Origin of the sequence: Halopseudomonas sp. MFKK-1, from assembly GCF_027474385.1 — a bacterium.
In the GTDB taxonomy this organism is placed as follows: Bacteria; Pseudomonadota; Gammaproteobacteria; order Pseudomonadales; family Pseudomonadaceae; genus Halopseudomonas; species Halopseudomonas aestusnigri.
The window spans coordinates 1,871,548-1,897,580 of record NZ_CP114836.1 but is presented as its reverse complement, the minus strand read 5'-3'; the positions used below and the strand labels follow the sequence as shown (position 1 = coordinate 1,897,580).

Annotated in this window: 25 protein-coding genes; 16 read left to right on the top strand and 9 right to left on the bottom strand. The window is 61.6% G+C overall.

Going from position 1 to position 26,033, the window contains the following annotated elements:
* Positions 1–12 precede the first annotated feature (12 nt).
* The 7 genes from lptA (at position 13) to O5O48_RS08830 (ending at position 4,872) form a co-directional block, all read left to right on the top strand.
* Complete coding sequence (gene lptA / locus O5O48_RS08860; protein ID WP_235005694.1) at positions 13–519, top strand: lipopolysaccharide transport periplasmic protein LptA; 507 nt, start codon at positions 13–15, stop codon at positions 517–519.
* Entirely contained in the window at positions 516–1,241 is a 726-nt protein-coding gene (gene lptB / locus O5O48_RS08855) for an LPS export ABC transporter ATP-binding protein (protein ID WP_088273240.1), read from the top strand. The genes lptA and lptB overlap by 4 nt, the downstream gene beginning before the upstream one ends.
* A 93-nt stretch (positions 1,242–1,334) precedes the next feature.
* Positions 1,335–2,831, top strand: coding sequence for an RNA polymerase factor sigma-54 (locus O5O48_RS08850; protein ID WP_269688647.1), 1,497 nt, complete (start codon positions 1,335–1,337; stop codon positions 2,829–2,831).
* Positions 2,832–2,955: 124 nt separating this feature from the next.
* Positions 2,956–3,264, top strand: coding sequence for a ribosome hibernation-promoting factor, HPF/YfiA family (hpf, locus tag O5O48_RS08845; RefSeq protein WP_088273238.1), 309 nt, complete (start codon positions 2,956–2,958; stop codon positions 3,262–3,264).
* A gap of 21 nt (positions 3,265–3,285) precedes the next feature.
* Positions 3,286–3,744, top strand: coding sequence for a PTS IIA-like nitrogen regulatory protein PtsN (gene ptsN, locus O5O48_RS08840; RefSeq protein WP_088273237.1), 459 nt, complete (start codon positions 3,286–3,288; stop codon positions 3,742–3,744).
* A gap of 1 nt (position 3,745) precedes the next feature.
* The gene (gene rapZ, locus O5O48_RS08835) at positions 3,746–4,600 is read left to right on the top strand and encodes an RNase adapter RapZ (RefSeq protein WP_088273236.1); all 855 of its coding nucleotides are present in this window, start codon (positions 3,746–3,748) and stop codon (positions 4,598–4,600) included.
* A complete protein-coding gene (locus tag O5O48_RS08830) occupies positions 4,600–4,872 on the top strand; it encodes an HPr family phosphocarrier protein (protein ID WP_269688646.1) in 273 nt (90 codons plus the stop codon). Before rapZ ends, O5O48_RS08830 begins: the two co-directional genes overlap by 1 nt.
* Before the next feature lie 250 nt (positions 4,873–5,122).
* Here O5O48_RS08830 and pmbA read toward each other — a convergent pair whose 3' ends face one another.
* Complete coding sequence (gene pmbA / locus O5O48_RS08825; RefSeq protein ID WP_228246691.1) at positions 5,123–6,478, bottom strand: metalloprotease PmbA; 1,356 nt, start codon at positions 6,476–6,478, stop codon at positions 5,123–5,125.
* A gap of 136 nt (positions 6,479–6,614) precedes the next feature.
* Here pmbA and yjgA point away from each other — a divergent pair, with 136 nt between their 5' ends.
* The 3 genes from yjgA to egtB all read left to right on the top strand — a co-directional run bounded on the left by yjgA (position 6,615) and on the right by egtB (position 9,443).
* Entirely contained in the window at positions 6,615–7,145 is a 531-nt protein-coding gene (gene yjgA, locus O5O48_RS08820) for a ribosome biogenesis factor YjgA (RefSeq protein ID WP_228246690.1), read from the top strand.
* A 109-nt stretch (positions 7,146–7,254) separates the two neighbouring features.
* Entirely contained in the window at positions 7,255–8,235 is a 981-nt protein-coding gene (egtD, locus tag O5O48_RS08815; protein ID WP_269688645.1) for an L-histidine N(alpha)-methyltransferase, read from the top strand.
* Positions 8,232–9,443, top strand: coding sequence for an ergothioneine biosynthesis protein EgtB (egtB, locus tag O5O48_RS08810; protein WP_269688644.1), 1,212 nt, complete (start codon positions 8,232–8,234; stop codon positions 9,441–9,443). Before egtD ends, egtB begins: the two co-directional genes overlap by 4 nt.
* A 70-nt stretch (positions 9,444–9,513) precedes the next feature.
* Here the strand turns inward: egtB and O5O48_RS08805 are convergent, their stop codons facing one another.
* The 8 genes from O5O48_RS08805 to bioB all read right to left on the bottom strand — a co-directional run bounded on the left by O5O48_RS08805 (position 9,514) and on the right by bioB (position 17,161).
* On the bottom strand, positions 9,514–11,319 hold the full coding sequence (locus O5O48_RS08805) for a phenylacyl-CoA dehydrogenase (protein ID WP_269688643.1): 1,806 nt from the start codon (positions 11,317–11,319) through the stop codon (positions 9,514–9,516).
* A gap of 196 nt (positions 11,320–11,515) precedes the next feature.
* On the bottom strand, positions 11,516–12,259 hold the full coding sequence (locus O5O48_RS08800) for a putative metalloprotease CJM1_0395 family protein (RefSeq protein WP_269688642.1): 744 nt from the start codon (positions 12,257–12,259) through the stop codon (positions 11,516–11,518).
* Positions 12,260–12,292: 33 nt separating this feature from the next.
* On the bottom strand, positions 12,293–12,601 hold the full coding sequence (locus O5O48_RS08795) for a pyrroloquinoline quinone biosynthesis protein PqqE (protein WP_088273228.1): 309 nt from the start codon (positions 12,599–12,601) through the stop codon (positions 12,293–12,295).
* A gap of 74 nt (positions 12,602–12,675) precedes the next feature.
* Positions 12,676–13,356: a dethiobiotin synthase gene (gene bioD, locus O5O48_RS08790; protein WP_228246684.1), complete on the bottom strand. Its 681-nt coding sequence runs from the start codon at positions 13,354–13,356 to the stop codon at positions 12,676–12,678.
* Between the two features lie 10 nt (positions 13,357–13,366).
* Positions 13,367–14,161 carry a malonyl-ACP O-methyltransferase BioC gene (bioC, locus tag O5O48_RS08785; protein WP_269688641.1) on the bottom strand — a complete coding sequence of 265 codons (795 nt, stop codon included), beginning with the start codon at positions 14,159–14,161 and terminating at the stop codon, positions 13,367–13,369.
* Positions 14,158–14,871, bottom strand: a complete 714-nt coding sequence (locus O5O48_RS08780) for an alpha/beta fold hydrolase (RefSeq protein ID WP_269688640.1) — start codon at positions 14,869–14,871, stop codon at positions 14,158–14,160. Before O5O48_RS08780 ends, bioC begins: the two co-directional genes overlap by 4 nt.
* The gene (gene bioF, locus O5O48_RS08775; protein WP_269688639.1) at positions 14,864–16,030 is read right to left on the bottom strand and encodes an 8-amino-7-oxononanoate synthase; all 1,167 of its coding nucleotides are present in this window, start codon (positions 16,028–16,030) and stop codon (positions 14,864–14,866) included. Before bioF ends, O5O48_RS08780 begins: the two co-directional genes overlap by 8 nt.
* Positions 16,031–16,117: 87 nt before the next feature.
* The gene (gene bioB / locus O5O48_RS08770) at positions 16,118–17,161 is read right to left on the bottom strand and encodes a biotin synthase BioB (RefSeq protein ID WP_269688638.1); all 1,044 of its coding nucleotides are present in this window, start codon (positions 17,159–17,161) and stop codon (positions 16,118–16,120) included.
* Between the two features lie 205 nt (positions 17,162–17,366).
* Between bioB and O5O48_RS08765 the strand changes: the two genes are divergently transcribed.
* From O5O48_RS08765 to O5O48_RS08740, 6 genes are all read left to right on the top strand, one after another.
* Entirely contained in the window at positions 17,367–17,969 is a 603-nt protein-coding gene (locus tag O5O48_RS08765; protein WP_228246679.1) for a ComF family protein, read from the top strand.
* An 84-nt stretch (positions 17,970–18,053) separates the two neighbouring features.
* Positions 18,054–19,031 (top strand): serine/threonine protein kinase, encoded by a 978-nt coding sequence (locus O5O48_RS08760; protein WP_088273221.1) that lies wholly within the window; start codon positions 18,054–18,056, stop codon positions 19,029–19,031.
* Positions 19,032–19,118: 87 nt separating this feature from the next.
* Positions 19,119–20,921: an acyl-CoA dehydrogenase gene (locus O5O48_RS08755; protein ID WP_269688637.1), complete on the top strand. Its 1,803-nt coding sequence runs from the start codon at positions 19,119–19,121 to the stop codon at positions 20,919–20,921.
* Between the two features lie 164 nt (positions 20,922–21,085).
* Positions 21,086–24,499 (top strand): mechanosensitive channel MscK, encoded by a 3,414-nt coding sequence (mscK, locus tag O5O48_RS08750; RefSeq protein ID WP_269688636.1) that lies wholly within the window; start codon positions 21,086–21,088, stop codon positions 24,497–24,499.
* Between the two features lie 82 nt (positions 24,500–24,581).
* Entirely contained in the window at positions 24,582–25,148 is a 567-nt protein-coding gene (efpL, locus tag O5O48_RS08745) for an elongation factor P-like protein EfpL (RefSeq protein WP_269688635.1), read from the top strand.
* Between the two features lie 111 nt (positions 25,149–25,259).
* On the top strand, positions 25,260–25,916 hold the full coding sequence (locus O5O48_RS08740; protein ID WP_228246675.1) for an alpha/beta hydrolase: 657 nt from the start codon (positions 25,260–25,262) through the stop codon (positions 25,914–25,916).
* Positions 25,917–26,033: the final 117 nt, after the last annotated feature.

The window sequence follows — 26,033 nt, the reverse complement described above, 5'->3', positions numbered from 1 at the left end:
GCCGTGTGTCCAGTGAGCCACGTTCTGGCACTGCCCAGCGACAGCAGCCAGCCGATTCGCATTCAGGCCAACAGCGCGACGCTGGACGACAAGCGCAATACCGCCGTATACACCGGCGATGTGGTCATTACCCAGGGCACCCTGCGCCTCACCGGTGCCCGCGTTACCCTGACCACCAATGCCAATGGTGAGCTCAATACCATGATCACCCAGGGCGGACCGGCCACCTATCAGCAAACGCCGGAAGCCAACAAACCGCCGGTGAAGGCGCGCGCCGAGACCATCGAGTACCACGCCGACCGCGAGACCATCGTGCTGATCAGGAATGCGTTTCTTGAACAGTCCGGCAATACCTTCCAGGGTGAGCATGTCAGCTACGACATTCAGCGTCAGGTCGTCGATGCCGGCAACAGCAGCAGCGGCGCCAACGGCGGCGCGGGCTCCGGGCGTATCGAAATCGTGATTCAGCCGCGCAGCCGCAATACCGAAGCGCCAAGCGAAGAGCCGGCAACGCCATGACCACATTACAGGCGCGCCATCTGGCCAAGGCCTACAAATCGCGTAAGGTCGTCCGTGATGTGTCCGTATCCATCGATAGCGGCCAGGTCGTCGGCCTGCTCGGCCCGAACGGCGCAGGCAAAACTACCTGTTTCTACATGATCGTTGGCCTGGTCAAGGCGGATGAAGGCCAGGTCACCGTCAACGGCAAGGACGTGACCCGCCTGCCGATGCACGGCCGGGCCCGCGAAGGCATCGGCTACCTGCCGCAGGAAGCCTCGATCTTTCGCAAGCTGACCGTCGCCGAAAATATCATGGCGATTCTGGAAACCCGCAAGGACCTGAACCGTCAGGCGCGCGAGGGGAAACTCGAATCGCTGCTGCGTGAATTCCATATCCACCACCTCAGCGACAGTCTTGGCATGAGCCTGTCCGGTGGTGAGCGCCGGCGCGCCGAGATTGCGCGCGCACTGGCAACCGACCCCAGCTTCATTCTGCTGGACGAGCCCTTTGCCGGGGTAGACCCGATTTCGGTCAACGACATCAAGCAGATCATCCAGCACCTCAAGGACAAGGGCATCGGCGTACTGATCACCGACCACAACGTTCGCGAGACGCTGGACATTTGCGACAAGGCCTATATCGTCAACGACGGCCACATCATCGCTGAAGGCGACGCCGAGACCGTGCTGGCGGACCAGACAGTGAAAGATGTGTACCTGGGCCACGCCTTCCGGCTATAAAAGCACCCGTAACTCAGGCATGCTAGCGGGGAACGAGTCCGGACTTCGCCCGGCACATGGTTTGATCAAGCGCACAAGGTATTTCGCGACACAATGAAACCCTCGCTCGTCCTCAAGATGGGGCAGCAGCTGACGATGACACCGCAGCTGCAGCAAGCCATCAGACTGCTTCAGCTATCCAGCCTTGACCTCCAGCAGGAGGTGCAGGAGGCACTGGAAGCCAACCCGATGCTGGAAATGGCAGACGACGGCGATGACGACTACGGCAGCAGCGCCCAGGAAAGCGGCGACGATGACGCCCCCGCGGTAACCCTGCCCGAGCCGGTCTCCCTCGACTCCATCGAGCAGCACGGACAAAACGACCAGGAAGGCAACTGGAATGAACAGATTCCCAGTGAACTGCCGGTCGATACCCAATGGGAAGACGTCTACCAGACCTCTGCCAGTTCGCTGCCCAGCCAGGATGACGAGGACTGGGATTACACCTCGCGTACCGGCACCGGCGAGACCCTGCAGAGTCATCTGGAATGGCAGCTGAACCTGCTGCCGATGTCGGAAACCGATTATCAGATCGCCACAGCGCTGATCGACGGCATCAACGCCGACGGCTACCTTGAAGAGTCGCTGGATGACATTCTGGCCTCCCTGCCCGCAGAGCTCGAAGTCGAACTCGATGAAGTCGAAATGGTGCTGCATCGCATCCAGCAATTCGAGCCGGTAGGCGTTGGCGCGCGGGATTTGCGTGAGTGCCTGCTGCTGCAGATTCGTCAGCTGCCCGAGAACACCCCGATGCTGGACCAGGCGACCCGCGTCGTGCGCGATCACCTGGAACTGCTCGGCAGCCGCGATTTCAGCCAGTTGATGCGCCGCAGCAAGCTCAAGGAAGACCAGCTGCGTGACGTGGTTGCGCTGATTCAGACGCTCAACCCCCGCCCGGGCTCGGAAATCGCCTCGGGCGAGCCGGAGTATGTGATACCGGATGTGATTGTGCGCCGCGACGCCAATCGCTGGCTGGTTGAACTGAACCAGGAAGCGGTACCCAAGGTTCGCGTCAACGGCCACTATGCCTCGATGGTGCGACGGGCCGACTCCAGTGACGACAACACCTACCTGCGCAACAACCTGCAGGAGGCGCGCTGGTTCATCAAGAGCCTGCAGAGTCGCAACGAGACCCTGATGAAGGTCGCCACCCAGATCGTCGAACACCAGCGTGGCTTTCTTGAGCACGGCGAAGAGGCGATGAAGCCACTGGTGCTGCATGACATCGCCGAAGCCGTCGGCATGCACGAGTCGACTATTTCGCGGGTTACGACCCAGAAATACATGCACACGCCGCGCGGCATCTTCGAGCTGAAGTACTTTTTCTCCAGCCACGTCGGCACCAGCGAAGGCGGGGAATTTTCCTCCACCGCTATCCGCGCGCTGATCAAAAAGCTGGTCGCAGCAGAAAACCCAAAGAAACCATTGAGCGACAGCAAGATCGCTGGTTTACTTGAAGAACAGGGCATTGAAGTAGCCCGACGGACCATCGCGAAATACCGCGAGTCGCTCAACATCGCGCCTTCGAGCGAACGCAAGAGACTGGTCTAGTACCTGCGAAAACAGGCTCGAATGAGCCGTTCAACGCAGCAGATCCAGTTCAGGGATCACGCAAGTGGCAATACCGGGTGACAGGTCGTCACCCAGCAACAACAAGCCAATCAGGAGATGCCGTATGCAACTGAACATTAGCGGTCACCAACTCGATATCACCGACGCACTGCGCGACTACGTCACCGAAAAAATGTCCCGCCTGGAGCGGCATTTCGACAAGATCACCAACGTCCAGGTCACCCTGGAAGTAGAGAAACTCCGGCAGAAGGCTGAAGCCACCCTGCACATTGCCGGTGGTGAAGTGGTTGCCCTGGCAGAACACTCCGATATGTACGCCGCCATTGACCTGCTGACCGACAAGCTGGATCGCCAATTGATCAAGCACAAGGAAAAGCACATCGACCGTCAGCAAGGCGCGAACGACCGATAACCGGACCTTCACTGCATCACCATGCAAATAGACCACATCCTGACCCCTGAACGTACCTTCGCCGGCGTTCAGGGCGGATCCAAAAAACGTGTGCTGGAGCTGATCGGTAAGCTGGTCGCCCAGCACACCAACCTGGATCCTGACGCCATCTACGAAAACCTGATCGCTCGTGAACGCCTGGGGTCAACCGGTTTTGGTAATGGCATTGCCATCCCTCACTGTCGTCTGGAAGACTGCCACCAGGCCATAGGCGCCCTGTTGCAGCTGGACGGCAAAATCGATTTCGACGCTCTCGATGGCCAACCTGTCGACCTGATCTTCGTGCTGCTGGTCCCGCAGGAAGCCACCGAGCAACACCTGCAGATTCTCAAAATGCTGGCTGGCAAGCTCGACAACGCCGAGCTGCGTGATGCACTGCGCGCAGCACCGGACGCGGATGCGCTTTATCGCGTCATGGTTGGCGACGGCGACGGAGGCTGACATGCGTTTGATTGTCGTCAGCGGCCGTTCCGGTTCGGGTAAAAGCACCGCGCTGCATCTGCTTGAAGACAACGGCTTCTACTGCATCGACAATCTCCCCGCAGGCCTGCTGCCCGAACTGGCCCGCCAGGCAAGACAGAATGATTTCAGCCTGCCGGAAGTCGCCATCAGCATCGACGCCCGCAACCTGCCCAACGACCTGGCACGCTTCCCCGAGCTGCTGCAGGACGTACGCAATGCAGGAGTCCAGTGTGACGTGCTGTTCCTGGCCTCGCGTAACGACGTACTGATCAAGCGCTTTTCGGAAACCCGCCGCAAACACCCGCTGACCGACGGCAACCTGTCACTTGGCGAGGCCCTGGACCGTGAAGCACTGCTGCTGCAACCGATCATCGACCTAGCCACGCTCAAGGTCGACACCAGCCACCTGAATCTCTACCAGTTGCGCGACCACCTGAAACAGCGACTGCTCGGCACCAAGGGCAGCCAGCCCTCGGTCCTGATCCAGTCATTCGGGTTCAAACGCGGCCTGCCGGTGGATGCCGACCTGGTATTCGACGTGCGTTGCCTGCCCAACCCTTACTGGCTGCCCGACCTGCGCGCCTTTTCCGGCCGTGATGCCCCGGTCAGTGATTACCTGGGCAAACAGCCGGAAGTGGAAGATATGTACCAGGACATCTGTCACTACCTGCAGAAATGGCTGCCCCGCTACGCCGCCAGCGAACGCAGTTACATGACCATCGCCATCGGCTGTACCGGCGGCCATCACCGCTCGGTCTACATTGCCGAGCGACTGGTGCGCGAACTGAGCGCCGACACACCCAACCTGCTGATACGCCACCGCGACCTGCCCTGATGCCAAGCTCCCGTGTTCTGATCATCAACAAACTCGGTCTGCACGCCCGTGCCGCCGCCAAGTTTGTGGGCATTGCCAACCAGTACGGCTGCAAGGTCACCATAGGCCATGACGAAACCGACCAGGTTGACGGCAAGAGCATCATGCAGGTCATGATGCTGGCCGCCGGCAAGGGCACAGAGGTTTGCGTCAGCTGCGAAGGCGAGCAGGCAGAAGAAGCCCTGCAGGCATTGCTGGAGCTGGTCAACGACTATTTTGGGGAAGGGGAGTAAGCCCAGCTGCAAGCTGCAAGCTGCAAGCTGCAAGCTGCAAGCTGCAAGCTGCAAGCTGCAAGCTGCAAGCTGCAAGCTGCAAGCTGCAAGCTGCAAGCTGCAACAGGGTGAATGCGGCGTCAGGGTGGTCAAGTGTTTTCTGCAAGCTTTCCGACCGTTCGACGCTTCAATCTAAACCCACGCAAGTCAAAACCGCGCGGGTTTCACTTGCAGCTTGAAGCTTACGGCTTGCAGCTGACGGTAGGGAGCGCTACGCGCCCCCTACCGTCATCCCATCCACCAGCCAGCTGCCGGTCAGGTAGTTACCACGACGTTCAACATCGCTGCCGACGCAACGCAGGTTGGCATACATATCCTTCAGATTGCCGGCGATGGTGATCTCGCTGACCGGGTACTGAATTTCACCATTTTCGACCCAGAAGCCGCCGGCACCGCGGGAATAGTCGCCGGTGACACCATTCACGCCCTGCCCCATCAGTTCGGTCACCAGCAGGCCGGTGCCCATTTCCTTGAGCAGTGCATCGAGATCGCCCGCGTTACTGGTGACCTGCAGGTTGTGCACACCGCCCGCGTTGGCGGTACTGGGCAACCCGAGCTTGCGGCCAGAGTAGGTGCTGAGCAACCAGCTGACCAGTTGGCCGTCCTCGATGAAGGCCTGTTCACGCGTTTGCAGACCATCGCCATCAAACGCCGCACTACCCATGCCCTGCTTGAGGTAGGGGGTTTCGCGCATGGTCATCCAGGCAGGGAAAATCGGTTGTCCCAACGCATCGAGCAAAAATGTGGATTGACGATAGACAGCTCCGCCGGAAATGGCACCGAACAAATGGCCAACCAGGCCCACCGCCTGATCGGCAGCAAACAGCACCGGCACCTTGGCGGTCTTGACCGTGCGGGGGTTGATGCGCGCCAGCGTCCGCTCACCGGCTTTGCGCCCTACCGCCTGCTCGCTTGGCAATCGCCCCGGTACGCGATCGACGGCGTACCAGTAATCACGCTGCATGCCCTGTTCGGAAGAGACGATCATGACCGCCGCGCTGCTGTGGCGGCTGCTCAGGGCGCTGCCAATGAAGCCATGGCTGTTGCCATACACCCGGCAGCCTTGCTGACTGCTGATCTGCGCACTGTCGGTTGTCAGCCGCGAATCAACCGCAAGGGCCGAGCGCTCCAGCTCCAGAGCCCGATCAATCGCCTGCTCGGCAGACAGCTCCCACGGGTGAAACAGATCGAGATCCGGCAATTGGGTAGCCATCAACTCGGCATCGGCCAGACCGGAACAGGGGTCCTCGGATGCATGACGCGCAATCGCCAGTGCTGTCTCAACCGCCCGCCGGATGGCGTCGTCGGACGTATCGGAGGTACTGACCGAGCCCTTGCGCTGACCTGCGTACAGGGTAATGCCGAAGCCCTGGTCACGATTGAATTCGACCGTTTCGACTTCACCGCTGCGCACGCTCACCGACAGCCCGGTACTCTGGCTGACCGCGACCTCGCTTGCGGTTGCTCCCTGACGTCGCGCCTCGTCGACAATAAAGGCCACCCGCTGCTCCAGCGTCTGCTGCAGGCTTGCGGGATTCTCGGCTACGCTGATGGTATTCGCGCTCATGTCACCTCCGGTTCGAGCAGCCATTGTAGCGAGGTTGCGCAACCGGAAACCACCACGGATTGGCCGCGGCCAGCGGGAAACGGGTATCATTGCCCCCCGGCAAAAGCTGACGCGACCATCTCCAGACAGGATCACCATGACCGAGTTTCACGACGACGAATCCCTCGAGCCCGTTGATGAGGGCAAGAGCAAGACCCAGATCAAACGGGAGATGGACGCCCTGCAGGAAATGGGCAAGCGCCTGCTGGCACTTAAACCCGACCAGTTGGCCAAGCTGGAGCTGACCGACAAGTTGCGCCTGGCGCTCGCCGAGGCCAGTCGGCACACCGCACGCGGCGCGCTGAAACGCCATATGAGCTATGTTGGCAAGCTGATGCGCGATCAGGATATTGAGCAAATTCAGACCTATCTGGATCTGTTTGACAGCAGCAGCGCAGCCCACAACCAGCACTTCCACCAGATCGAACGCTGGCGCGACCGGCTGTTGACCGGCCGTGCGGACGAGCTGGAGCTGTTTATGCTGGCCTACCCCGCCGCAGATCGTCAGCACCTGCGCCAACTGGCTCGCCAGGCGGCCAAGGAAGCCGAGCAGAACAAGCCGCCGGCGGCGGCGCGCAAGCTGTTCAAGGCTATCCGTGTGCTGGCCGACGACGCCAAGGGGCTCTGATAAAGGCGCGGCACTGGATCACAGCCCGGGGCCTGACTGGCCGGTCATTTTGGCGCTGAGCGCAACCCACTGCTAGGTTTTAACTTTAACCTGCAGAGGATGACGCCACGTGAGCCTTGCTCTTGACCTGCCCAGACTCGAGTCCACCCTGCGCCTTCCGATTCAGGATGAGCGCCAACAACTTCTGCAGGGACTGCTGCAGCCAACCGCACGCATCGACTCAAAGTACTTCTACGATGAACGCGGCTGCGAGCTGTTCACCGACATCTGCCGCCTCGATGAGTATTACCCCACGCGCACCGAGGCGCTGATTTTCTCGGAAAACCGTGAGACGATCGCCGGCCACCTGCCAGACGACCCGCAATGGGTCGATCTCGGCTGCGGTGACTGCAGCAAGACGCAGCAATGGCTGAACGCCGTCGACCCGGCGCGCGTGGTCGGTGTCGACATCGCAGGAGAGTTTCTGCACAGCTCGATAGCCGACGTTGCCCGGCAGCACCCTCAGCTCGAATGCGTTGGCGTGGTCAGCGACTTCACCCAGCACCTCGAATTGCACGATTTGCTGGCTGAGCGCCCGGACAATCCTCCCGTGTTTTTCTACCCCGGCTCATCCATCGGCAATTTCGAACCCCGCGCCGCCATGCGTTTTCTCAGCCGCATACGCGCCCATTGCACCAGCCATGGACGCCTGCTGATTGGCGCCGACCTGCTCAAGCCCCGCGCCGTTCTGGAAGCGGCTTACGATGATGCCAGCGGCGTTACAGCGGCGTTCAACCTGAATATCCTGAATGTCGTCAACCGGGAACTGGATGCCGACTTTCAGCCTGAACTGTTTGAACACCACGCCTGCTTTGACGACCAGCATCGCCGCATCGAAATGCGACTGGTCGCCCGGGAGCCGCACAGCGTGCGTCTTGCACGCCATACCCGCCGCAACTTTGAAGCCGGCGAGCACATCGTGACGGAGTATTCCCACAAATACAGTGTGGATGAGTTTCGCGCCCTGCTCGCTGCCAGCGGCCTGCATTGCAGCCATTACTGGACCGACCCCAAAGGCTGGTTCGGCGTGTTCCTGGCGGAGCCGGCATGAACCGGCCAGCGAGCCTGACGGCAGTCAGCGAATTGGCGCTCGATTACGCCCGGATCCGGGCGCATTCTCTGGAGCTGATCCAGGGGCTGAGTCCTGAAGACTGTCAGCTGCAGTCCATGACCGATGCAAGCCCGCTGAAATGGCATCTGGCCCATACCACCTGGTTCTTTGAAACCTTCATTCTCGCCGCCTTGCCCGAACCGCCCCCGGTCATTGATCAGGCCTACAAGGTACTGTTCAACTCCTATTACGTGGGCATTGGCGAGCGTCATCTGCGCGCCGAACGCGGCCTGTTGTCGCGGCCGACTCTGGAAGAGGTGCTCCATTACCGCCAGCAGATTGATGAGCAGATGCAGCATCTGCTGAGCAGCCCCAGCCAGCGTACCAAACTTGCCGCACTGGTAACCCTGGGCCTGCAACACGAACAGCAGCATCAGGAGCTGATGCTCACTGATCTGAAACACCATTTTTCCTGCAACCCGCTTATGCCTGCCTGGCGGACAAACGCGCCCGAGCAGTGCTCCGCTATCGCCACTGAGCCTTACCCCTATCGGGAGTTCACCGGCGGCCTGTGCGAGATCGGCGCGTCCGACGCCAGCTTCAGCTATGACAACGAAGGCCCGTACCACCGCGTCTGGCTGGAACCCTTCCTGCTGGGCGAGCGTAATGTCAGCAACGCCGATTACATGGCCTTTATCGCAGACGGCGGGTACCAGCGTCCGGAGCTATGGCTGTCCGATGGCTGGGACTGGGTCAACCAGCGACAGGCACGGGCCCCCTTGTACTGGTTGCAGACAGCGGACGAGCCGTGGCAAGCCTTCACCCTGGCCGGCCGGCAAGTGCTCAACCTTGAGGCGCCGGTCTGCCATATCAACCTGTATGAAGCCGATGCCTACGCACGCTGGGCGGGCGCACGGCTGCCGACAGAGGCTGAATGGGAGCACGCGGCGCGTACCGCACCAGATCTTGCGGGCTTGTTTGGCCAGGTCTGGCAATGGACCAACAGTGCCTACCTGCCCTACCCCGGTTACCAGCCGGCGGCAGGTGCCGTTGGTGAGTACAACGGCAAATTCATGATCAACCAGATGGTCCTGCGCGGCAGTTCCTGTGCCAGCCCGGCGGGCCACAGCAGACCCTCCTACCGCAACTTCTTCCCGCCCGCGGCGCAGTGGCAATTCAGCGGACTGCGCCTGGCGCGCAATCCCTGATCATCGGACATTAAAAAAGGCCGCCCCGTTACCGGGGCGGCCTTGATACTGGCAACAACGTCAGGCTAGATCAGTAGCCCAGTGCGAAGTTGTCGGCATCCATTTCCATCAGGTTATCCGCACCGGACAGGATCGCCTCAACGTGGGTGCGAACGCGCGGCAGGATGCGCTGATAGTAGAAACGGGCGGTCTGCAGCTTGGCCTTGTAGAAGCCCTCTTCTGCGGTACCGGCGGCCAGTTTCTCGGCAGCAACACGTGCCATGTCGGCCCAGAAGTAGGCCAGGCAGGCGTAGCCGCTGTACATCAGATAGTCCACGGACGCGGCACCGACCATTTCGCGGTCTTTCATCGCGGCCATGCCGATCTTCATGGTCAGCTCGCCCCACTCCTTGTTCAGCGCAGCCAGCGGCGCGACAAACTCGGCGATGGCTTCGTTGCCCTCGTTGTTCTGGCAGAACTTGTGGACGATCTTGGTGAAGCCTTTCAGCGCCTCGCCCTGGGTCATCAGAACCTTGCGACCCAGCAGGTCGAGGGCCTGAATACCGGTGGTGCCTTCGTACAGCATGGAAATACGGGCATCACGCACGTTCTGTTCCATGCCCCACTCGGCGATAAAGCCGTGGCCACCGTAGATCTGCACACCGTGGTTGGCCGCTTCAAAACCGACCTCGGTCATGAACGCCTTGGCAATCGGCGTCAGGAACGCCAGCATGGCATCGGCCTGCTTCTTCTGCTCGGCATCCTGGCTGTTCTTCAGGATATCGACCTGCTTCGCAGTGAAGTAAACCATCGCGCGGTTACCTTCGGTAAACGCCTTCATGGTCAGCAGCATGCGACGCACGTCCGGGTGAACGATAATCGGATCAGCCGGCTTCTCCGGCGCCTTGTTGCCGGTCAGCGAACGCATCTGCAGACGCTCACGGGCGTACTGGATGCCGCCCTGGAAGGCGATTTCGCTGTGTGCCAGACCCTGCAGGGCAGTGCCCAGACGCGCGGTGTTCATAAAGGTGAACATGGCGTTGAGGCCCTTGTTCGGCTCGCCGATCAGGTAGCCGGTGGCGCCGTCGAAGTTCATCACACAGGTAGCGTTGCCGTGGATGCCCATCTTGTGCTCAAGCGAGCCACAGCTGACGGTGTTGCGCTCACCCTTCTCGCCATCGGCGTTCACCAGGAACTTCGGCACGATGAACAGGGAGATACCCTTGGTGCCGGCCGGTGCGTCAGGCAGGCGGGCCAGCACGATGTGGATGATGTTCTCCGACATGTCATGCTCGCCGGAAGAGATAAAGATCTTGGTGCCGGACACCTTGTAGGTGCCGTCAGCCTGCGGCTCGGCCTTGGTACGCAGCATACCCAGGTCGGTACCGCAATGCGGCTCGGTCAGGCACATGGTGCCGGTCCACTCGCCGGAAACCAGCTTGGGCAGATAGGTGTGCTTCTGCTCGTCGGTACCGTGAGTTTCCAGGGTGTTCATGCAGCCGTGCGACAGGCCGGGGTACATGCCCCAGGACCAGTTGGCCTGGCCAACCATTTCGCTGATGGTCAGACCCAGCGACTCGGGCAGACCCTGACCGCCGTGCTCAACGCTGTGCGCCAGACTCGGCCAGCCACCCTCAACGTACTGCTGGTAGGCTTCCTTGAAGCCGGTGGGCGTGGTCACACCCTCGGGGCTCCAGGTACAGCCTTCGATGTCACCAACACGGTTCAGCGGCGCAATAACCTGCTCACAGAATTTGGCGCCCTCTTCCAGAATGGCGTTGACCATATCCGGCGTAGCATCTTCGCAGCCGGGCAGGCTCTGATAGTGCTCTTCATAACCCAGGAGTTCATCGCGGACGAAACGAATGTCACGCAGGGGAGCCTTGTAATCGGGCATGGTACTGGACCTCAAGTATTGATCAGTATGCACGGGCAGCCGAGGCTGCAGTTTTGAGCTGCCTGGCAGCTCGAATTCAAACAGACGTTTGAAACATACGTTTACGCCAAACCAATGTCAACCCCCGCATGAATGCACCGGTATCAGTCTGCGTGAGTATGAACAGAAAAAGGGTGGCCTGACTGACAGGGCCGAATCAGGCGAGGGCGAGCAGACCTGCATTGGCCGGATCGGCAGCAACAGCCCGATAGACAGACAGCCCCGCGCCTGCGCGGTCGTCTTCCACCGTTGAGTCACCGCTGGCCTGCGTACTCGCCGAGTCGGCGGACTCCGCTGCTCCGGCACTGCTACCGGCCGCCGGATCGGATGCTGCCATCTCGGCACGAGCCTGCGCTATCAGCTGTGCAGCCTGGGCCGCCACGGCACGATCCTGAGATGAAGGCTCGGCCGGCGCCAGCGCGGCTCTGCGCACCTGTTCCATCTTGTCGATGGTGGCCTGCGGGTCGCCCGGTACCGGAGCGGTATCAATGGACACCTCCCCACCGACCGCATACAGGCGGCCGTCCGGGCCCCGTTCATAGCTCAGCGACATGGAGCCGGCGTACTGACCGCCAACCGCCATGTGCGCCTGCTCATGGGCGCGCACCTCGCGATCACGGGCGGCCAGCTCTCTGATTTCGTTCTGTTCGGCTTGCAGCAGCTGCGCTTCGGCCTTGGCGAGCTGGGACCGCTTGCTACGCTCGGCCTCGGCCAGTTCGGTATCGCCGGATGCGTCAGGGGAAGCGGTGCCCACTGCCGCCTCGCTGGTTGGCTCTACCGGCGCAAAACGGGTGTTGGGATCGTCAGCAGGGACCTTGTCGCTGACCGCGATGGAACGTGCGGTCAGCGTGGTGAACGCGGAGGGAATATAGGTGCTTTGACTGCTGCCGACAGGGGTCATGGGGGCGCACCACGCTGTTGAGCCTGGTCAGGCTCAGGCAGTGACATCCAGCAAGGTGCCGAGCACTTCGTCGGCGGTGTCGATCACCGACGCCCCGGCCTCAGCCTGCTGGCGGCCCTGCTGCAGCTCCACCAGACTGTCGACGAGATTGACCGGACGCGCAGTTTCTACCGGCGTAGATGCCGCAGCCTGGCCCGTAGCCGGCTGCGCGGGCTGCGCAGTCGCAGCCACCGGATCAACCGGAAGGGCCGCACGGGCAATATCGGACGCCGCACCGCTGATGCGGTTCTGGCCCTGACGCACACTGGTCAGGCCAGCGGAAATCAAGTCAAGGGTAGCCATGGCATGGTCTCTGGGTAAATTGACACCTACATTCAAGCATAGACGCCCCCCCGCGCCCAGCACCGCTGGTCGTATCAGACCAGCGGAGACACATCCAGATACACAGACACGGCGGTCGCGTCGGCCGAATCCAGGCGCGGCACGACGCCCAGGCATGGTGCCTTGATCAACTGCTTGAGCGTCGCCAGGTTTTCCTCGGGACGGCTCATCTGCGGATCAACATGGTTGGCAACCCAGCCAGCCAGCTCCAGCCCGTCTGCAGCAATGGCACGACAGCTCAGCAGCGCATGGTTGATGCAGCCCAGGCGCATACCTACCACCAGCACCACCGGCAGTTTGTGCGCAATGGCGACATCCGACAGCAGTTCGCTCTCATTGAGAGGAACACACCAGCCGCCGGCCCCTTCCACCAGGGTCAGCGCGGCACCTCGCTCGAATACCGCGTCACAAGCCTGTGCCAACCCTTTCGCGGTCAGTGTCACCTGCTCCTCCTGCGCGGCAATATGCGGTGCGATAGCCGCTTCCAACGTCACAGGATTGATCAATTCGTAGGCCAGCGGCGGGTTGCACTGGGCCTGCAGCGCGAGCGCGTCTTCGTTACGCAGCCCGTCAGGCGTGCGCTCGCAGCCTGCAGCCACCGGCTTGACTCCGGCGGTGGTCAGGCCTCGCTGACGCGCTGCACACAGCAGACCGGCGGCGACCGTGGTCTTGCCAATTTCAGTATCGGTACCGGTAACGAAGTAACGTTTGCTCATGGGGGTTCCCTCAGGCCTGCTGGCCTTTATGCAGAATGATCTGGGCGACCTGATAGGTCGCGGGCAAACCCGCCGGCTGGCGGAAGGTTTCATAGGCGGCGGTCAGTGCCCGCAATCTGGCTCTGCCGGTCAGACCTCCGGGACGGCCGGCATTCAGATTGTGGGCGCCGAGCGCCTTGAGTTCATGGGTAAGCCCGCTGAGCTGCGGGTAGTGCAGGACATGGGTTTCGACCTCGCAGCGCCAACTGGCAAAGCCCACATCAGCCAGTATCTGCTGCAACTGCGCCAGCGGCATGAAGCGATTGACGTGCACGTAGCCATCGACTGCTTGCCAGGCGTCGCGCAGCTCCTGCAGCGTGCCTTCAACCAACGTGTTGAAAGCGATAAGACCACCCGGCTCCAGCACCCGCAGGGCCTCCTTCAGCGCCTGCGAGAGATCCGGGCACCATTGCAACGCCAGGCTGGAAAACAGCAACTGCCGGGAGTCTGCACGTAACGGCAACGCCTCCGCATCGGCAACGATCCAGCTCGAGCATGCCGGCCCCTGGGCGCGGGCATAGCGGAGCATGCCCTCGGCGATGTCCAGCCCCAGCACCGGCTGCCCGAAGCGGGCGTTCAGTGCACGGGTAAAGTATCCGGTTCCGCAGCCCAGATCGGCCAGACGCTCGACCTCCAGGCTCTCGGGCAAGCGCGCCAGCAGATTGCTGCCGACGCTGCGCTGCAGCTCGGCGACCTGATCGTAGGTTGTCGCCGCCCGGCTGAACGAGGCGGCAACGGCCTGCTTGTCGATCACCTCGGTGGTCATTGCGCTTCCAGCCACTCGGCGATTTCACCCGCCAGCCAGAGTGGCGCTTCCAGCGGCAGGGCATGACTGCCCTGCGGCAGCATCCTCACCCGGGCATTGCCATTGAGCGCCAGCAGGTCCGATTCCACGGCCGCAGGCACCAGCGCGTCGTTACCACCGAGGCAGTGCAGTACCGGTTGCGCACAACGCTGCAGAGGAATGCGGTTATCGATCACGCCGAGCAGCGCCAGCTGGTTGAGACGTTGCAGCGGATCGGCATCGCTCCACTGCAACTGCTTACTCAGTTCCCGGGCGTTCTCACCACCTTGCGTTACCAGCAGGGAAAAGCGCTTGAGAATACGCTCGGGTTGCTCGCGGGCATCAGCCAGAAAAGCCTTGAAGGTATCGACCGGCATCGCATGAGGCCAGCCGTCGCGCGCCGCAAAGCAGGCATTGCTGGCAATGGTGATGACGCCACAGAAGCGCTCCGGGAAGCGGCGCTGCAGCTGCACTGCCAGCATGCCGCCCAGCGACCAGCCGGCCAGCCAGCCAGCAGGCAAGGCCTCGGCCAGCGCCGTCAGGTCCGGCTCGAGGGTCGACATCTGCAGCCGCGGCGGCAACTCCACCAGCTGCACAGCCAGGTCGGGCAGCCGCTCGTGCAACGCCTGCTGCAACGGCAGCAGGTTGCTGGCGGCCAGCGCCCAGCCGGGCAGTAAGGTAAGGTTATTCATCGTTGAGTTCCTTGTGCGCCTGCCCGAGCGCATCGAGCAAGCGGTCAACCTGTTGTTCGGTATGCGCGGCACTGAGGGTAACACGCAGTCTGGCGGTACCCTGCGGTACGGTCGGCGGGCGAATGGCAGTCACAAGCAGGCCGCGCGCGCGCAGTGCAGCCGACAGCGCCAGCGCCCGCTCGCTGGTGCCCACCACTATCGGCTGAATCGGCGTCGGGCTATCCATCAGCTCAAGCCCGAGCGAGGTGACTCCAGCCCGAAAACGGCTGATCAGCGCCGCCAGTTGGTCACGGCGCCAGTGCTCTTCGCGCACCAGTTGCAGGCTGGTCAATGTGGCATGGGCAACGGCGGGTGGCTGGCTGGTGGTATAGATGTAGGGACGGGCAAACTGGATCAGGGTTTCGACCAGTTCTTCGCTGCCGGCAACAAAGGCGCCGGCAGTGCCAAACGCCTTGCCGAGGGTGCCGACCAGCACCGGCACCTGGTCGATCGACAAGCCGAAATGTTCAACAATGCCGCCACCCTGGGCGCCGAGACAGCCAAAGCCGTGAGCATCATCCACCATCATCCAGGCATCGACGTCCGCTGCGGCAGCACACAGCGCGGGCAAGTCGGCCAGGTCACCGTCCATGCTGAACACGCCATCGGTCACCACCAGCGTATTGCCCTGAGCCTTGCTCAACCGGCCACGCAGGCTGTCTGCATCGTTATGCAGATAACGCGAGAAACGCGCACCACTGAGCAGCCCGGCATCCAGCAAAGAGGCGTGATTGAGCCGATCTTCCAGCACCGTATCGCCCTGCCCCACCAGCGCCGTAACCGTACCCATATTGGCCATATAGCCGCTGGACAACAGCAAGGCCCGTGGCCGGCCGGTAAACTCGGCCAACGCCTCTTCCAGCGCATGATGGGCGCCCGAGTGACCGGTCACCAGGTGCGACGCACCACCACCCGTGCCCCAACGCCGCACACCATCGACGAACGCCTCGTTTATTCGCGGATCATTGGCAAGACCCAGGTAGTCGTTGCTGCAGAAACTGAGCAACTGCTCACCATCGACCAGCACATCCACCCCTTGTGGCGTTTGCAGCAGGGGGCGCTGACGGTACAGATGCGCAGCGCGGCGCTCGGTGAGGCGTGCAGAAAGATCGAAAGACATAAAAAAGCTCCAAGCGGCAAGCAGCAAGCTTCAAGCCACATCAGCGCTCGCTTGAGGCTTGCAGCTTATGGCTTGAGGCTGCCGTCGTCAGACGGCCGAATAAAACAGCTTGCTGTCCCGCTGTTCGATCAGCGCCTGCTCAATCGCCGCCTGATGCACCTCGTCCGCGTGCTCCTGGCGCTCTTCCGGCTTGATGCCGAGGCGGGCGAACAGCTGCATGTCCCTATCCGCCTGCGGGTTGCCGGTGGTCAGGAGCTTCTCTCCATAAAAGATGGAATTGGCGCCGGCGAAGAAGGCCAGCGACTGCATCTGCTCGTTCATCTGCTCGCGGCCGGCAGACAAGCGCACGTGAGATTTGGGCATCATGATGCGGGCAACGGCCAGCATGCGGATGAAGTCGAAGGGGTCAACATCCTTCTCGTCCGCCAGCGGGGTACCCTGCACCTTGACCAGCATATTGATCGGCACGCTCTCCGGGTGCTCCGGCAGGTTGGCCAGCTGAATCAGCAGACCGGCGCGATCCTGAAGCGACTCACCCATGCCGAGAATCCCGCCAGAGCAGATTTTCATACCCGCGTCACGCACATGCGACAGGGTTTCCAGCCGATCGGCGTAGGTCCGGGTGGTGATGATGTTGCCGTAGAACTCGGGCGAGGTGTCGAGGTTGTGGTTGTAGTAATCCAGCCCGGCTTCGGCCAACGCCTGGGTTTGCTCCTTGCTCAGCTTGCCCAGGGTCATGCAGGTTTCCATGCCCAGCGCCTTGACGCCCTCGACCATCTTCAGCACATAGGGCATGTCCTTGGCAGAAGGATGTTTCCAGGCCGCGCCCATGCAGAAGCGGGTGGAGCCAATGGCCTTGGCATCGGCCGCCGCCTTGAGCACCTTCTCGACCTCCATGAGCTTTTCCTTGTCCAGACCGGTGTTGTAATGACCGGACTGCGGACAGTACTTGCAGTCTTCCGGGCACGCACCGGTCTTGATCGACAGCAGCGTGGAGACCTGCACCCGGTTCGGGTCGAAGTGCATGCGATGCACCGTCTGTGCTTGAAACAGCAGATCATTGAACGGCTGATTGAACAGCTCCAGCACTTCTGCCAGAGTCCAGTCGTGGCGGGTCACGGATGCAGTCATGGGGTCTTGTCCCTTCGAATTGGCAGGGGAACCGGGCGGGTTCCAAGTCTGCCGAGCATCATAACGACGGCACGGAGGCTGTCAACCTTTGAAAAAACAACAGGTTTACATATGGATAAAAAACAATCTATTCGCACAATGCATACTCTGCCTTGGCAGCAACCCGCATCCGGACACGCAACTGTGCGGAGGCTGCGAGGCTGACTTGCCCTGGCAACAGGCCTGCTGCCAACGCTGTGCCCTGCCCTTGCCGCACCCGGCGCAGCAATGCGGGCGCTGCCTGAATGCACCCCCGCCATTCAGTCACGCGCTGGCACCACTGATCTACCGCTTCCCGGTTGACAGCCTGATTCCCGCGTTCAAGTACCATGGCCAGACCAGCATTGGCCGCCTGCTCGGGCAGCTACTTGCCGAAGCTGCGGCGGATTGGCTGCAGCAAGACATTGCCCCCTGCCCCGACCTGCTGCTGCCAGTGCCCATGCACCGCAAGCGGCAGGCTCAGCGTGGCTACAATCAGGCCTGCGAGCTGGCGCGCGATATTGCCAGACGCACCCAACTCCGCTGTCGACCCGAACTGCTGGAACGCACCCGCTCAACCCTGCCGCAGCAGGGCCTGGATGCCAAAGCACGACGCCAGAACCTGCGCGGTGCGTTCAGCTGCCCAAGGCCTGAACACCTGCAAGGCAAGCACCTGGCACTGATCGACGACGTCATGACCACCGGCGTGACGCTGAGTGAGGCCAGCCAAACCCTGCTCAAGGCCGGCGCCGCATCGGTTCAGGTCTGGTGCGTCGCCCGTACCCCCTGAAACCCGTCTGTAACGAGCGATTACACGGTCAACACCTGTTACCCTGTGCGGTCACAATCACGTGTTTGCTCCGAGTCGACCACCATGTCCAGCCATCCCTTTTCTACCCTCACCCCTGACACCGTGCTGGACGCGGTCGAATCGCTTGGCTATCTCTCTGATGCGCGCATCCTGACCCTGAACAGTTACGAAAACAGGGTATTTCAGGTCGGCATAGAAGGCGCCGCACCGCTGATCGCCAAGTTCTATCGACCGGACCGCTGGAGCGATGAGGCGATTCTCGAGGAGCATACCTTCAGCCTTGAACTGGCTGAACGCGAGATCCCGGTGATTGCCCCGGAGCAGATCGACGGCCGCACGCTGTTCGAGCATGCAGGATTTCGCTTCAGCCTGTTCCGCCGGTTTGGTGGCCACGCCCCCGAGTTCGACGATCCCGACCATCTGCTGATGCTCGGTCGCCTGATCGGCCGCCTGCATGCGGTCGGTTCGATGCGCCCCTTCGAGCACCGGCCGACCCTCGACTGGCAAAGCTTCGGCGGGGACAGTCTGGATTACCTGCGCAGCGCCAATGTGGTGCCTGCAAGCCTGCAACCCGCCTACTTCTCGGTCGCCGAAGACCTGCTGCAGGTGGTAAAACAGCAACTCCAGGCGCATCCGGCCAAGCAGATTCGCCTGCATGGCGATCTGCACGTCGGCAACCTGCTGTGGCGCGACGACAGCCTGTATATGGTCGATCTGGATGACTGCCGCATGGGTCCGGCGATGCAGGATCTGTGGATGGTGCTGTCGGGTGAGCGCGATCAGCGTCAGGCGCAACTATCCGAGCTGATTGACGGCTACAACGAATTCCACGATTTCAATCCGTCCGAACTGGCCCTGATTGAGCCACTGCGCAGCCTGCGGCTGGTGCACTACAGTGCCTGGCTGGCACGCCGCTGGGAGGACCCGGCCTTTCCCATGCACTTCCCCTGGTTCGCCCAGGAACGTTACTGGGCCGACCAGATCCTGACCCTGCGCGAGCAGCGCGCCGCGTTGGACGAGCCTGCGCTTCGTCTGTTCTGATTTGCGGATATAAAAGCCATCAATGGCCATTCCCTGGCCGGAAGTGACTCAATACACTGCCCCGCGATTCCTATAGAGGTGAGAACCATGTCCGAACTGCTGATTGACCAACGCAACCTGGCGTTTGAACTCTATGAAGTGCTGGACGCCGAAGCGCTGACCAAGCGCCCGCGCTTTGCCGATCACAACCGCGAGACCTTCGACGCGGCCATCGGTACTGCCCGCACCATCGCGGAAAAGCTGTTCGCACCACACAACCGCAAGAGCGACGAGAACGAGCCCAAGTACGTCAACGGTGCGGCCGAGCTGATCCCGGAAGTCAAACCGGCGGTCGACGCCTTCCTCGAGGCGGGCTTTCTGAACGCCACCCGCTCCTTTGAACAGGGCGGCATGCAGATGCCGAACCTGCTGTCGCAGGCCTGCTTTGCCCATTTCCAGTCGGCCAACGCAGGGACCTCGTCCTACGCGATGCTGACCATGGGCGCGGCCAACCTGATCGAGAGCTTCGGCACCGAGGAACAGAAACAGCGCTACCTGCAGCCAATGATCGAAGGCCGCTTCTTCGGCACCATGGCGCTGACCGAGCCACACGCCGGCTCCTCGCTGTCCGACATCCGCACCAAGGCCGAGCCGGCCGCTGACGGCAGCTATCGACTCAAGGGCAACAAGATCTTTATTTCCGGTGGCGATCACCCGCTGTCCGAGAACATCGTCCACATGGTTCTGGCCAAGCTGCCCGACGCACCGCCCGGCGTAAAAGGCATCTCGCTGTTCATCGTACCCAAGTTCCTGGTCAACGAAGACGGCACCCTCGGCGAGCGCAACGACGTGACCCTGGCTGGCCTGTTCCACAAGATGGGCTGGCGCGGCACGACCTCAACCGCACTGAACTTCGGTGACAAGGATAATTGCGTCGGCTATCTGGTCGGCAAGCCGCATCACGGCCTGTCCTACATGTTCCAGATGATGAACGAGGCGCGCATCGGCGTTGGCATGGGCGCGGTGATGCTCGGCTACGCTGGCTACCTGTACTCGCTCAACTATGCTCGCGAGCGCCCGCAGGGCCGCCTGCCCGACGGCAAGAACCCGAATGCACCGCAGGTCTCGATCATCGAGCACGCCGACGTCAAGCGCATGCTGCTGGCCCAGAAAGCCTATGTTGAAGGTGCCTTTGACCTGGGTCTGTACGCTGCCCGCGTATTCGACGATACCGAAACCCTGGAAACCGAGGAGCAGCGCAAGAACGCGCTGGAACTGCTGGACCTGCTGACGCCGATCGTCAAGGCCTGGCCCTCCGACTACTGCCTCAAGGCCAACGAACTGGCGATCCAGATTCTTGGTGGTCACGGCTATACCCGCGAGTACCCGGTCGAGCAGTACTATCGCGATAACCGCCTGAACCCGATCCACGAGGGCACCAACGGTATCCAGTCGCTCGACCTGCTGGCTCGCAAGGTGACCATGAACGGCGGCGCCGCGCTCAAGCAGCTGTCCGGCCTGATTCAGAGCTGCTGCAAGCGCGCTGCCGAATACAGCGAACTGAACGAGCTGCGCGAGCCGCTGGAAAAACTGCACGCCCACATCGGCAGCGTCACCATGGCACTGCTCGGTGACATGGGTCAGGGCAAGGTCAACGAGGCGCTGGCCAACTCGGCACTGTACCTCAAGGCGTTCGGTCACATGGTGATCGGCTGGCGCTGGCTGGAGCAAGCAGTCAAGGCTCAACAGGGACTGGCTGCCGGTAACGCGGCAGATACCGCGTTCTATCAGGGCAAGCTGCAGGCCGCCCGCTACTTCCTGCGCTGGGAAGTGCCGTCCTGCCACCACGACCTGAACGTGTTGGAAAACCGCGACCTGACCTGCTACGACATGCAGGACGCCTGGTTCTGATCGACCTGTGACCTCCCTGCCGCTTGCGGCATCCCAGCAGGCCACCTTCGGGTGGCCTGCTGCGTTTTAACCCTTTGGGGAACCCGCAACTACCCAGGTGGTCAGCTTCCCAATCGGCAGCAGGAGGGCTAACCTTGCGCACAGACTCATTCAGGAACAACACCATGCCGCTACGCGCGATAGTGCTGCTGGGCTGCCTGCTGCTCAGCCCGCTGGGATGGGCTCAGGACACTCAGCTGACCGCCGATCTGGATCAACGGATTGAAAGCCTCACGGCGGAGATCGAAAGCACCAGCAACAGTAATCTGCCGGAAGCAGAGAAGCGTGAGCTGACAGATCTGCAGCAGAGCACCCAGGGGTTTCTGAGGCAGACGCGCCAGACCCTGGAGGAACAAAAGGCCCTGCAGGAGCAGATCGCCGACGCCCCGCGCCAGACCCAGAGTGTCCGTGCCGAGCACAATCGTCTGGCCAGGAACGACGACAGCCTGCAACGTGCGGTACTGGAGCGTCAGGCGCTGGATCAGTTGGAAACCCTGCTCAGCGACAAGGTCAATCAGATGTTCACCTGGCAGAACGAGCTGACCGGCGTCAATGGCCAGCTGATTGCCGCCCAGACCCGGCCGGAACGTACCCAGGCCAGCGTGTCCGACAACCAGCGCCGCAGCCAGCAACTGAATGAACAGCTGCGCACCCAGCAACGTCTGGCACCGACCACGCTCACGCGCGCGCGCATCGCCTTGTTGCAGGCAGAACTGGAGTACCTGAATGCAGACAGTGAGCTGCTGCGTCAGCGACTGGCTGGCAACAACGTGCTGCAGGATCTGGCCACCCAGCAAAAAAACCTGCTGACCCTGCAGATACGCGAAATTGAAGACGACATCTCGCTGCTGCAGACCGTCATCAATGACAAGCGCCAGTCGGTGTCGGAAAAGGCCGTCAGCGATGCCACCCTGCCGGAGGAGGCCAGCCAGAACGAGGTGCTGCAGGGCCAGAGTAGCATCAACCGGCAGTTGAGCGAGGAGTTGCTGAACGCAACCAGGCAGCTCGGTGTACTGACCCGCCAGAACATTGAAACCAAGCAGCAGACCGAGCACCTGAGTCAGATCGATAAGGCCCTGGAGCAACAGATCGAAGTGCTTGAGGGCAGCCTGCTGCTGTCGCGCATTCTGCACAAGCAGAAGAACGAGCTGCCCCGGGTAGAAATTGATACCGATCTGCCGGATCAGATCGCCGACCTGCGTCTGCGCCAGTTCGAGCTCAACCAGCAGGCACAAAGCCTCGCCAGCCCGGACACCTACCTCAACGACCTGCTGCTCAAGATCCCAGCTCGTCAACGCGACACACTGCGCCCGGAGCTGGAAAAGATGGTCAACGCCCGGGTCACGCTGGTCGAGCAGCTAAACGGCAATATCAACAGCCTGATCAATCTGGCTATCACCCTGCAGATCAACCAGCGGCAGCTGCAGCAGCTCAGCAGCGATCTCAAGCGCACCATCGACGACCAGCTGTTCTGGGTGGCCAGCAGCCGCCCCATTGAACGCAGTTGGCTGACCAGCCTGCCAGGCGAAGTAGCCCACCAGATCGACAGCATGAATCTGCCCCGCCAGTGGGAAAACCTGCTGGACGCTGCCAAACGCCATCTGCTCTGGTGCCTGGGTACCCTGCTTTTACTGGCCCTGTACATCTGGCGCAAGCCACGACTGCGCAGCAGCCTCGACACCCTGCATGACGAGGTCGGGCATTTCCGCCGCGACAGCCAGTGGCATACGCCCCGTGCGCTACTGCTGACAGCACTGCTGGTCAGTCCGATGCCAGCGCTGCTGGCCGGCGCAGGTCTGCTGCTGCGTCTGGACAGCGAGCAAAGTGCGCCGGTGCTGGGCACCGGCATGCTCAAGCTGGCGCTGGCCTGGTTTGTCCTGCACATGCTGTACCGGGTGTTCGACCCCCACGGCATTGCCACCCGTCATTTCCACTGGGACGACGATCTGGTTCATCGTCTGCGCAAACTGGTGCGCAACGTCGCCTGGATTCTGGTACCGCTGGTGCTGATGCTTGGCCTGCATGGGTCCATGCCCGACTACACCGGCACCGATCCGATCGGGCGCACCGGCATGCTGATCGGCATGATCGCGCTGTCATTGCTGCTCGGCCGCTTCATGCTCCGCAGCCAGCCCCTCTACAGCTCCCGGGTGGTCCATTTTGTCGCCGCCAGCCTGCTGATCCTCGCACCGCTGGCGCTGGCAGGCATGACCGCCATGGGTTACCACTACACGGCGGTCAAGCTGGCCGAGCGTTTCATCGACAGCCTGTATCTGATCGTGCTCTGGATGCTGGTCGAGGGTACCGTGGTGCGCAACCTTAACGTTGCCGGGCGCAGACTGGCCTATCAGCGCGCCATCAGCAAACGGCAGGCGGCCCAGGCACGCGAAGGGCAAAGCGACACCGAGACCGCGGTCGACATCCCGGAAATGAATCTGCAGCAGATCAATCAGCAGTCGTTACGACTGGCCAAACTGACCCTGTTGCTGACGTTTGCCCTCGCGCTGTACTTCACCTGGGCTGACCTGATCAGCGCCACCTCGTATCTGGAGTCCGTGACCCTGTGGCACTACGAGGGCACCGGCCTGAATGCCGGCGAAGCGGTGCCGATCAGCGTTGGCGATATCCTCGGCGCACTGGTCACCATCATTCTGACCATTACCCTGGCGCGCAACCTGCCCGGCCTGCTGGAAATCCTTGTGCTCTCGCGACTGGAGCTGCGCCAGGGCAGCAGTTATGCCATTACCACCCTGCTCAGCTACATCATCGTCGGTTTCGGTCTGGTGTCCTCGTTATCAACGCTCGGAGTCAGCTGGGACAAGCTGCAATGGCTGGTTGCCGCCCTCGGTGTGGGTCTGGGCTTTGGTCTGCAGGAAATCTTCGCCAACTTCATCTCCGGCCTGATCATCCTGTTCGAGCGTCCGGTGCGCATTGGTGACGTGGTCACCATCGGCCCGCTGTCAGGCACCATCAACCGAATCCGCATTCGCGCAACCACCATTACCGATTTCGACCGCAAGGAAATCATTGTTCCAAACAAGAACTTCGTCACCGAGCAGATTATCAACTGGTCGCTGCAGGACACTATTACCCGGGTGATCATCAAGGTCGGTGTGGCCTACGGTTCAGACGTCCAACTGGTACGCGAGCTGCTGATGCAGATCGCCCAGTCCAACAGCCGCGTGTTGAAGGATCCCGAACCGCTGGTGCTGTTCCTCAACTTTGGCGAAAGCACGCTGGACCACGAACTGCGAGTACATGTGAAGGAGCTGGCCGATCGCAATATGGCGATTGACGAGATCAACCGCGAAATCGACCGTCGTTTCAAGGAGCACGGTATCGAAATCGCCTTCCGCCAGCTCGACGTCAATCTGCGCAGCAGCGCGGGCCTTGAGAAGCTGGTGCACAGCTATCGTATCGAAGGCGATTCGGCCTCCGGTTCCAGGCCGTCGCCGGCAGCCGGCACCAGCAAAGACCCGATCACACCGGCCGATCAGAGCGGGACAGGCAATACCCCCGACGCACCGACAGACCGCTGATCACGGCCCCCGCAGCCGCTTGCCGAGGTGCAGCGGCTGCGGGCAGAATAGCGCCTCGTTTTCATCCCCTGAGTGCGCCGCCATGCCCAAAGCTGCCGAACTGAAAAAAGGCCATATCGTCCAGATCAACAACCAGCCGTACATCGTCAGCCAGATCGAGGTAAAAAGCCCGTCTTCGCGCAGCGGCACGACGCTCTACAAGGTGCGCTTCAACCACGTCCAGACCAAGCAGAAGCTCGATCAGAGTTTTACCGGCGACGACGTCCTGACCTTTATCGACTTCCAGAAGCGCCCGGTTCAGTTCCTCTACCTGGACGCGGACGGCTACACCTTCATGGATAACGAAGACTTCGCCCAGTTCACCCTGACCGCCGACCAGCTGGAAGATCAGCTGCCTTACCTGCATGAGGGCATCGAAGGCCTGTATGGCCTGCTGGTTGAGGGCAACCTGGTGGGTATCGAGCTGCCCGCGGTAGTGGAGATGGCCATCGAGGAAACGCCGCCGGCCATCAAGGGCTCATCAGCCAGCGCACGCACCAAGACCGCGCGCTTTGCCACCGGTCTGGAAATCCAGATCCCCGAGTATCTGGAAACCGGCGAAGTGCTGCGTATCAACACCGAATCCGGCAAGTTCATGTCCCGCGCCTGAGCAGCCTGCCCGCCTGCAGCCTGCCAGCCGGTGGGCTGCAATCACACTTGGTATTGGCTCTGCAGCACAGTATAAAGGGCGTCCGAATTTCCATTCCTGCAAGGAGCCCGCATGTCACCGCACATCATCGAACCCGCCACGCCCGCCACCCGCAGCGTCATCTGGCTGCACGGTCTGGGCGCCGACTGCTACGATTTCGTGCCGGTAGTCGAGGCCCTGCAACTGCCCGCCGATCATGCCATCCGCTTCATTTTTCCACAGGCACCTACCCGGCCGGTCACCATCAACGGCGGCTTCCCGATGCCCTGCTGGTACGACATCCTCGGCATGTCACCAGCCCGGGCAATCAACCAGAGTCATCTGGATGAAGCCGTTGCCCTGGTACGTCAGCTGATCGACGAACAATGCGCACAGGGCATTGCGCTGGAAAACATCATTCTCGCCGGGTTCTCCCAGGGCGGCGCGGTTGTGCTCTGCACCGCTGTCAGCAGCGAGCTGCCGCTTGGCGGTGTGATGGCGCTGTCCACCTACGGGCCGGGACTGGACCTGCTGCTCGAGCAACACCCGGCCCGCCAACCGCTGGAGCTGTTCTGCGCACACGGCCGTTTTGATGACGTGCTGCCATTGGCGATGGGCCGCGAAGCCCATGATCTGATGCAGGCCGCCGGCCACCACACCCGCTGGTACGAATACCCGATGGCGCACGAGGTCTGCATGGACGAAATCGCCGACATCCGTCGCTGGCTGGCAGAACGCTTCGGGCTTTGAGCCGGTCAGGGGCCATGCAGGCCACCGCACCTGTTCAAAAAACAACCGCAAGGCTTCGCGAACGCGCGGCCTTGCTTTACACTGCCTGACGTTCAATTTCCACGCAGTCGAGAAAAA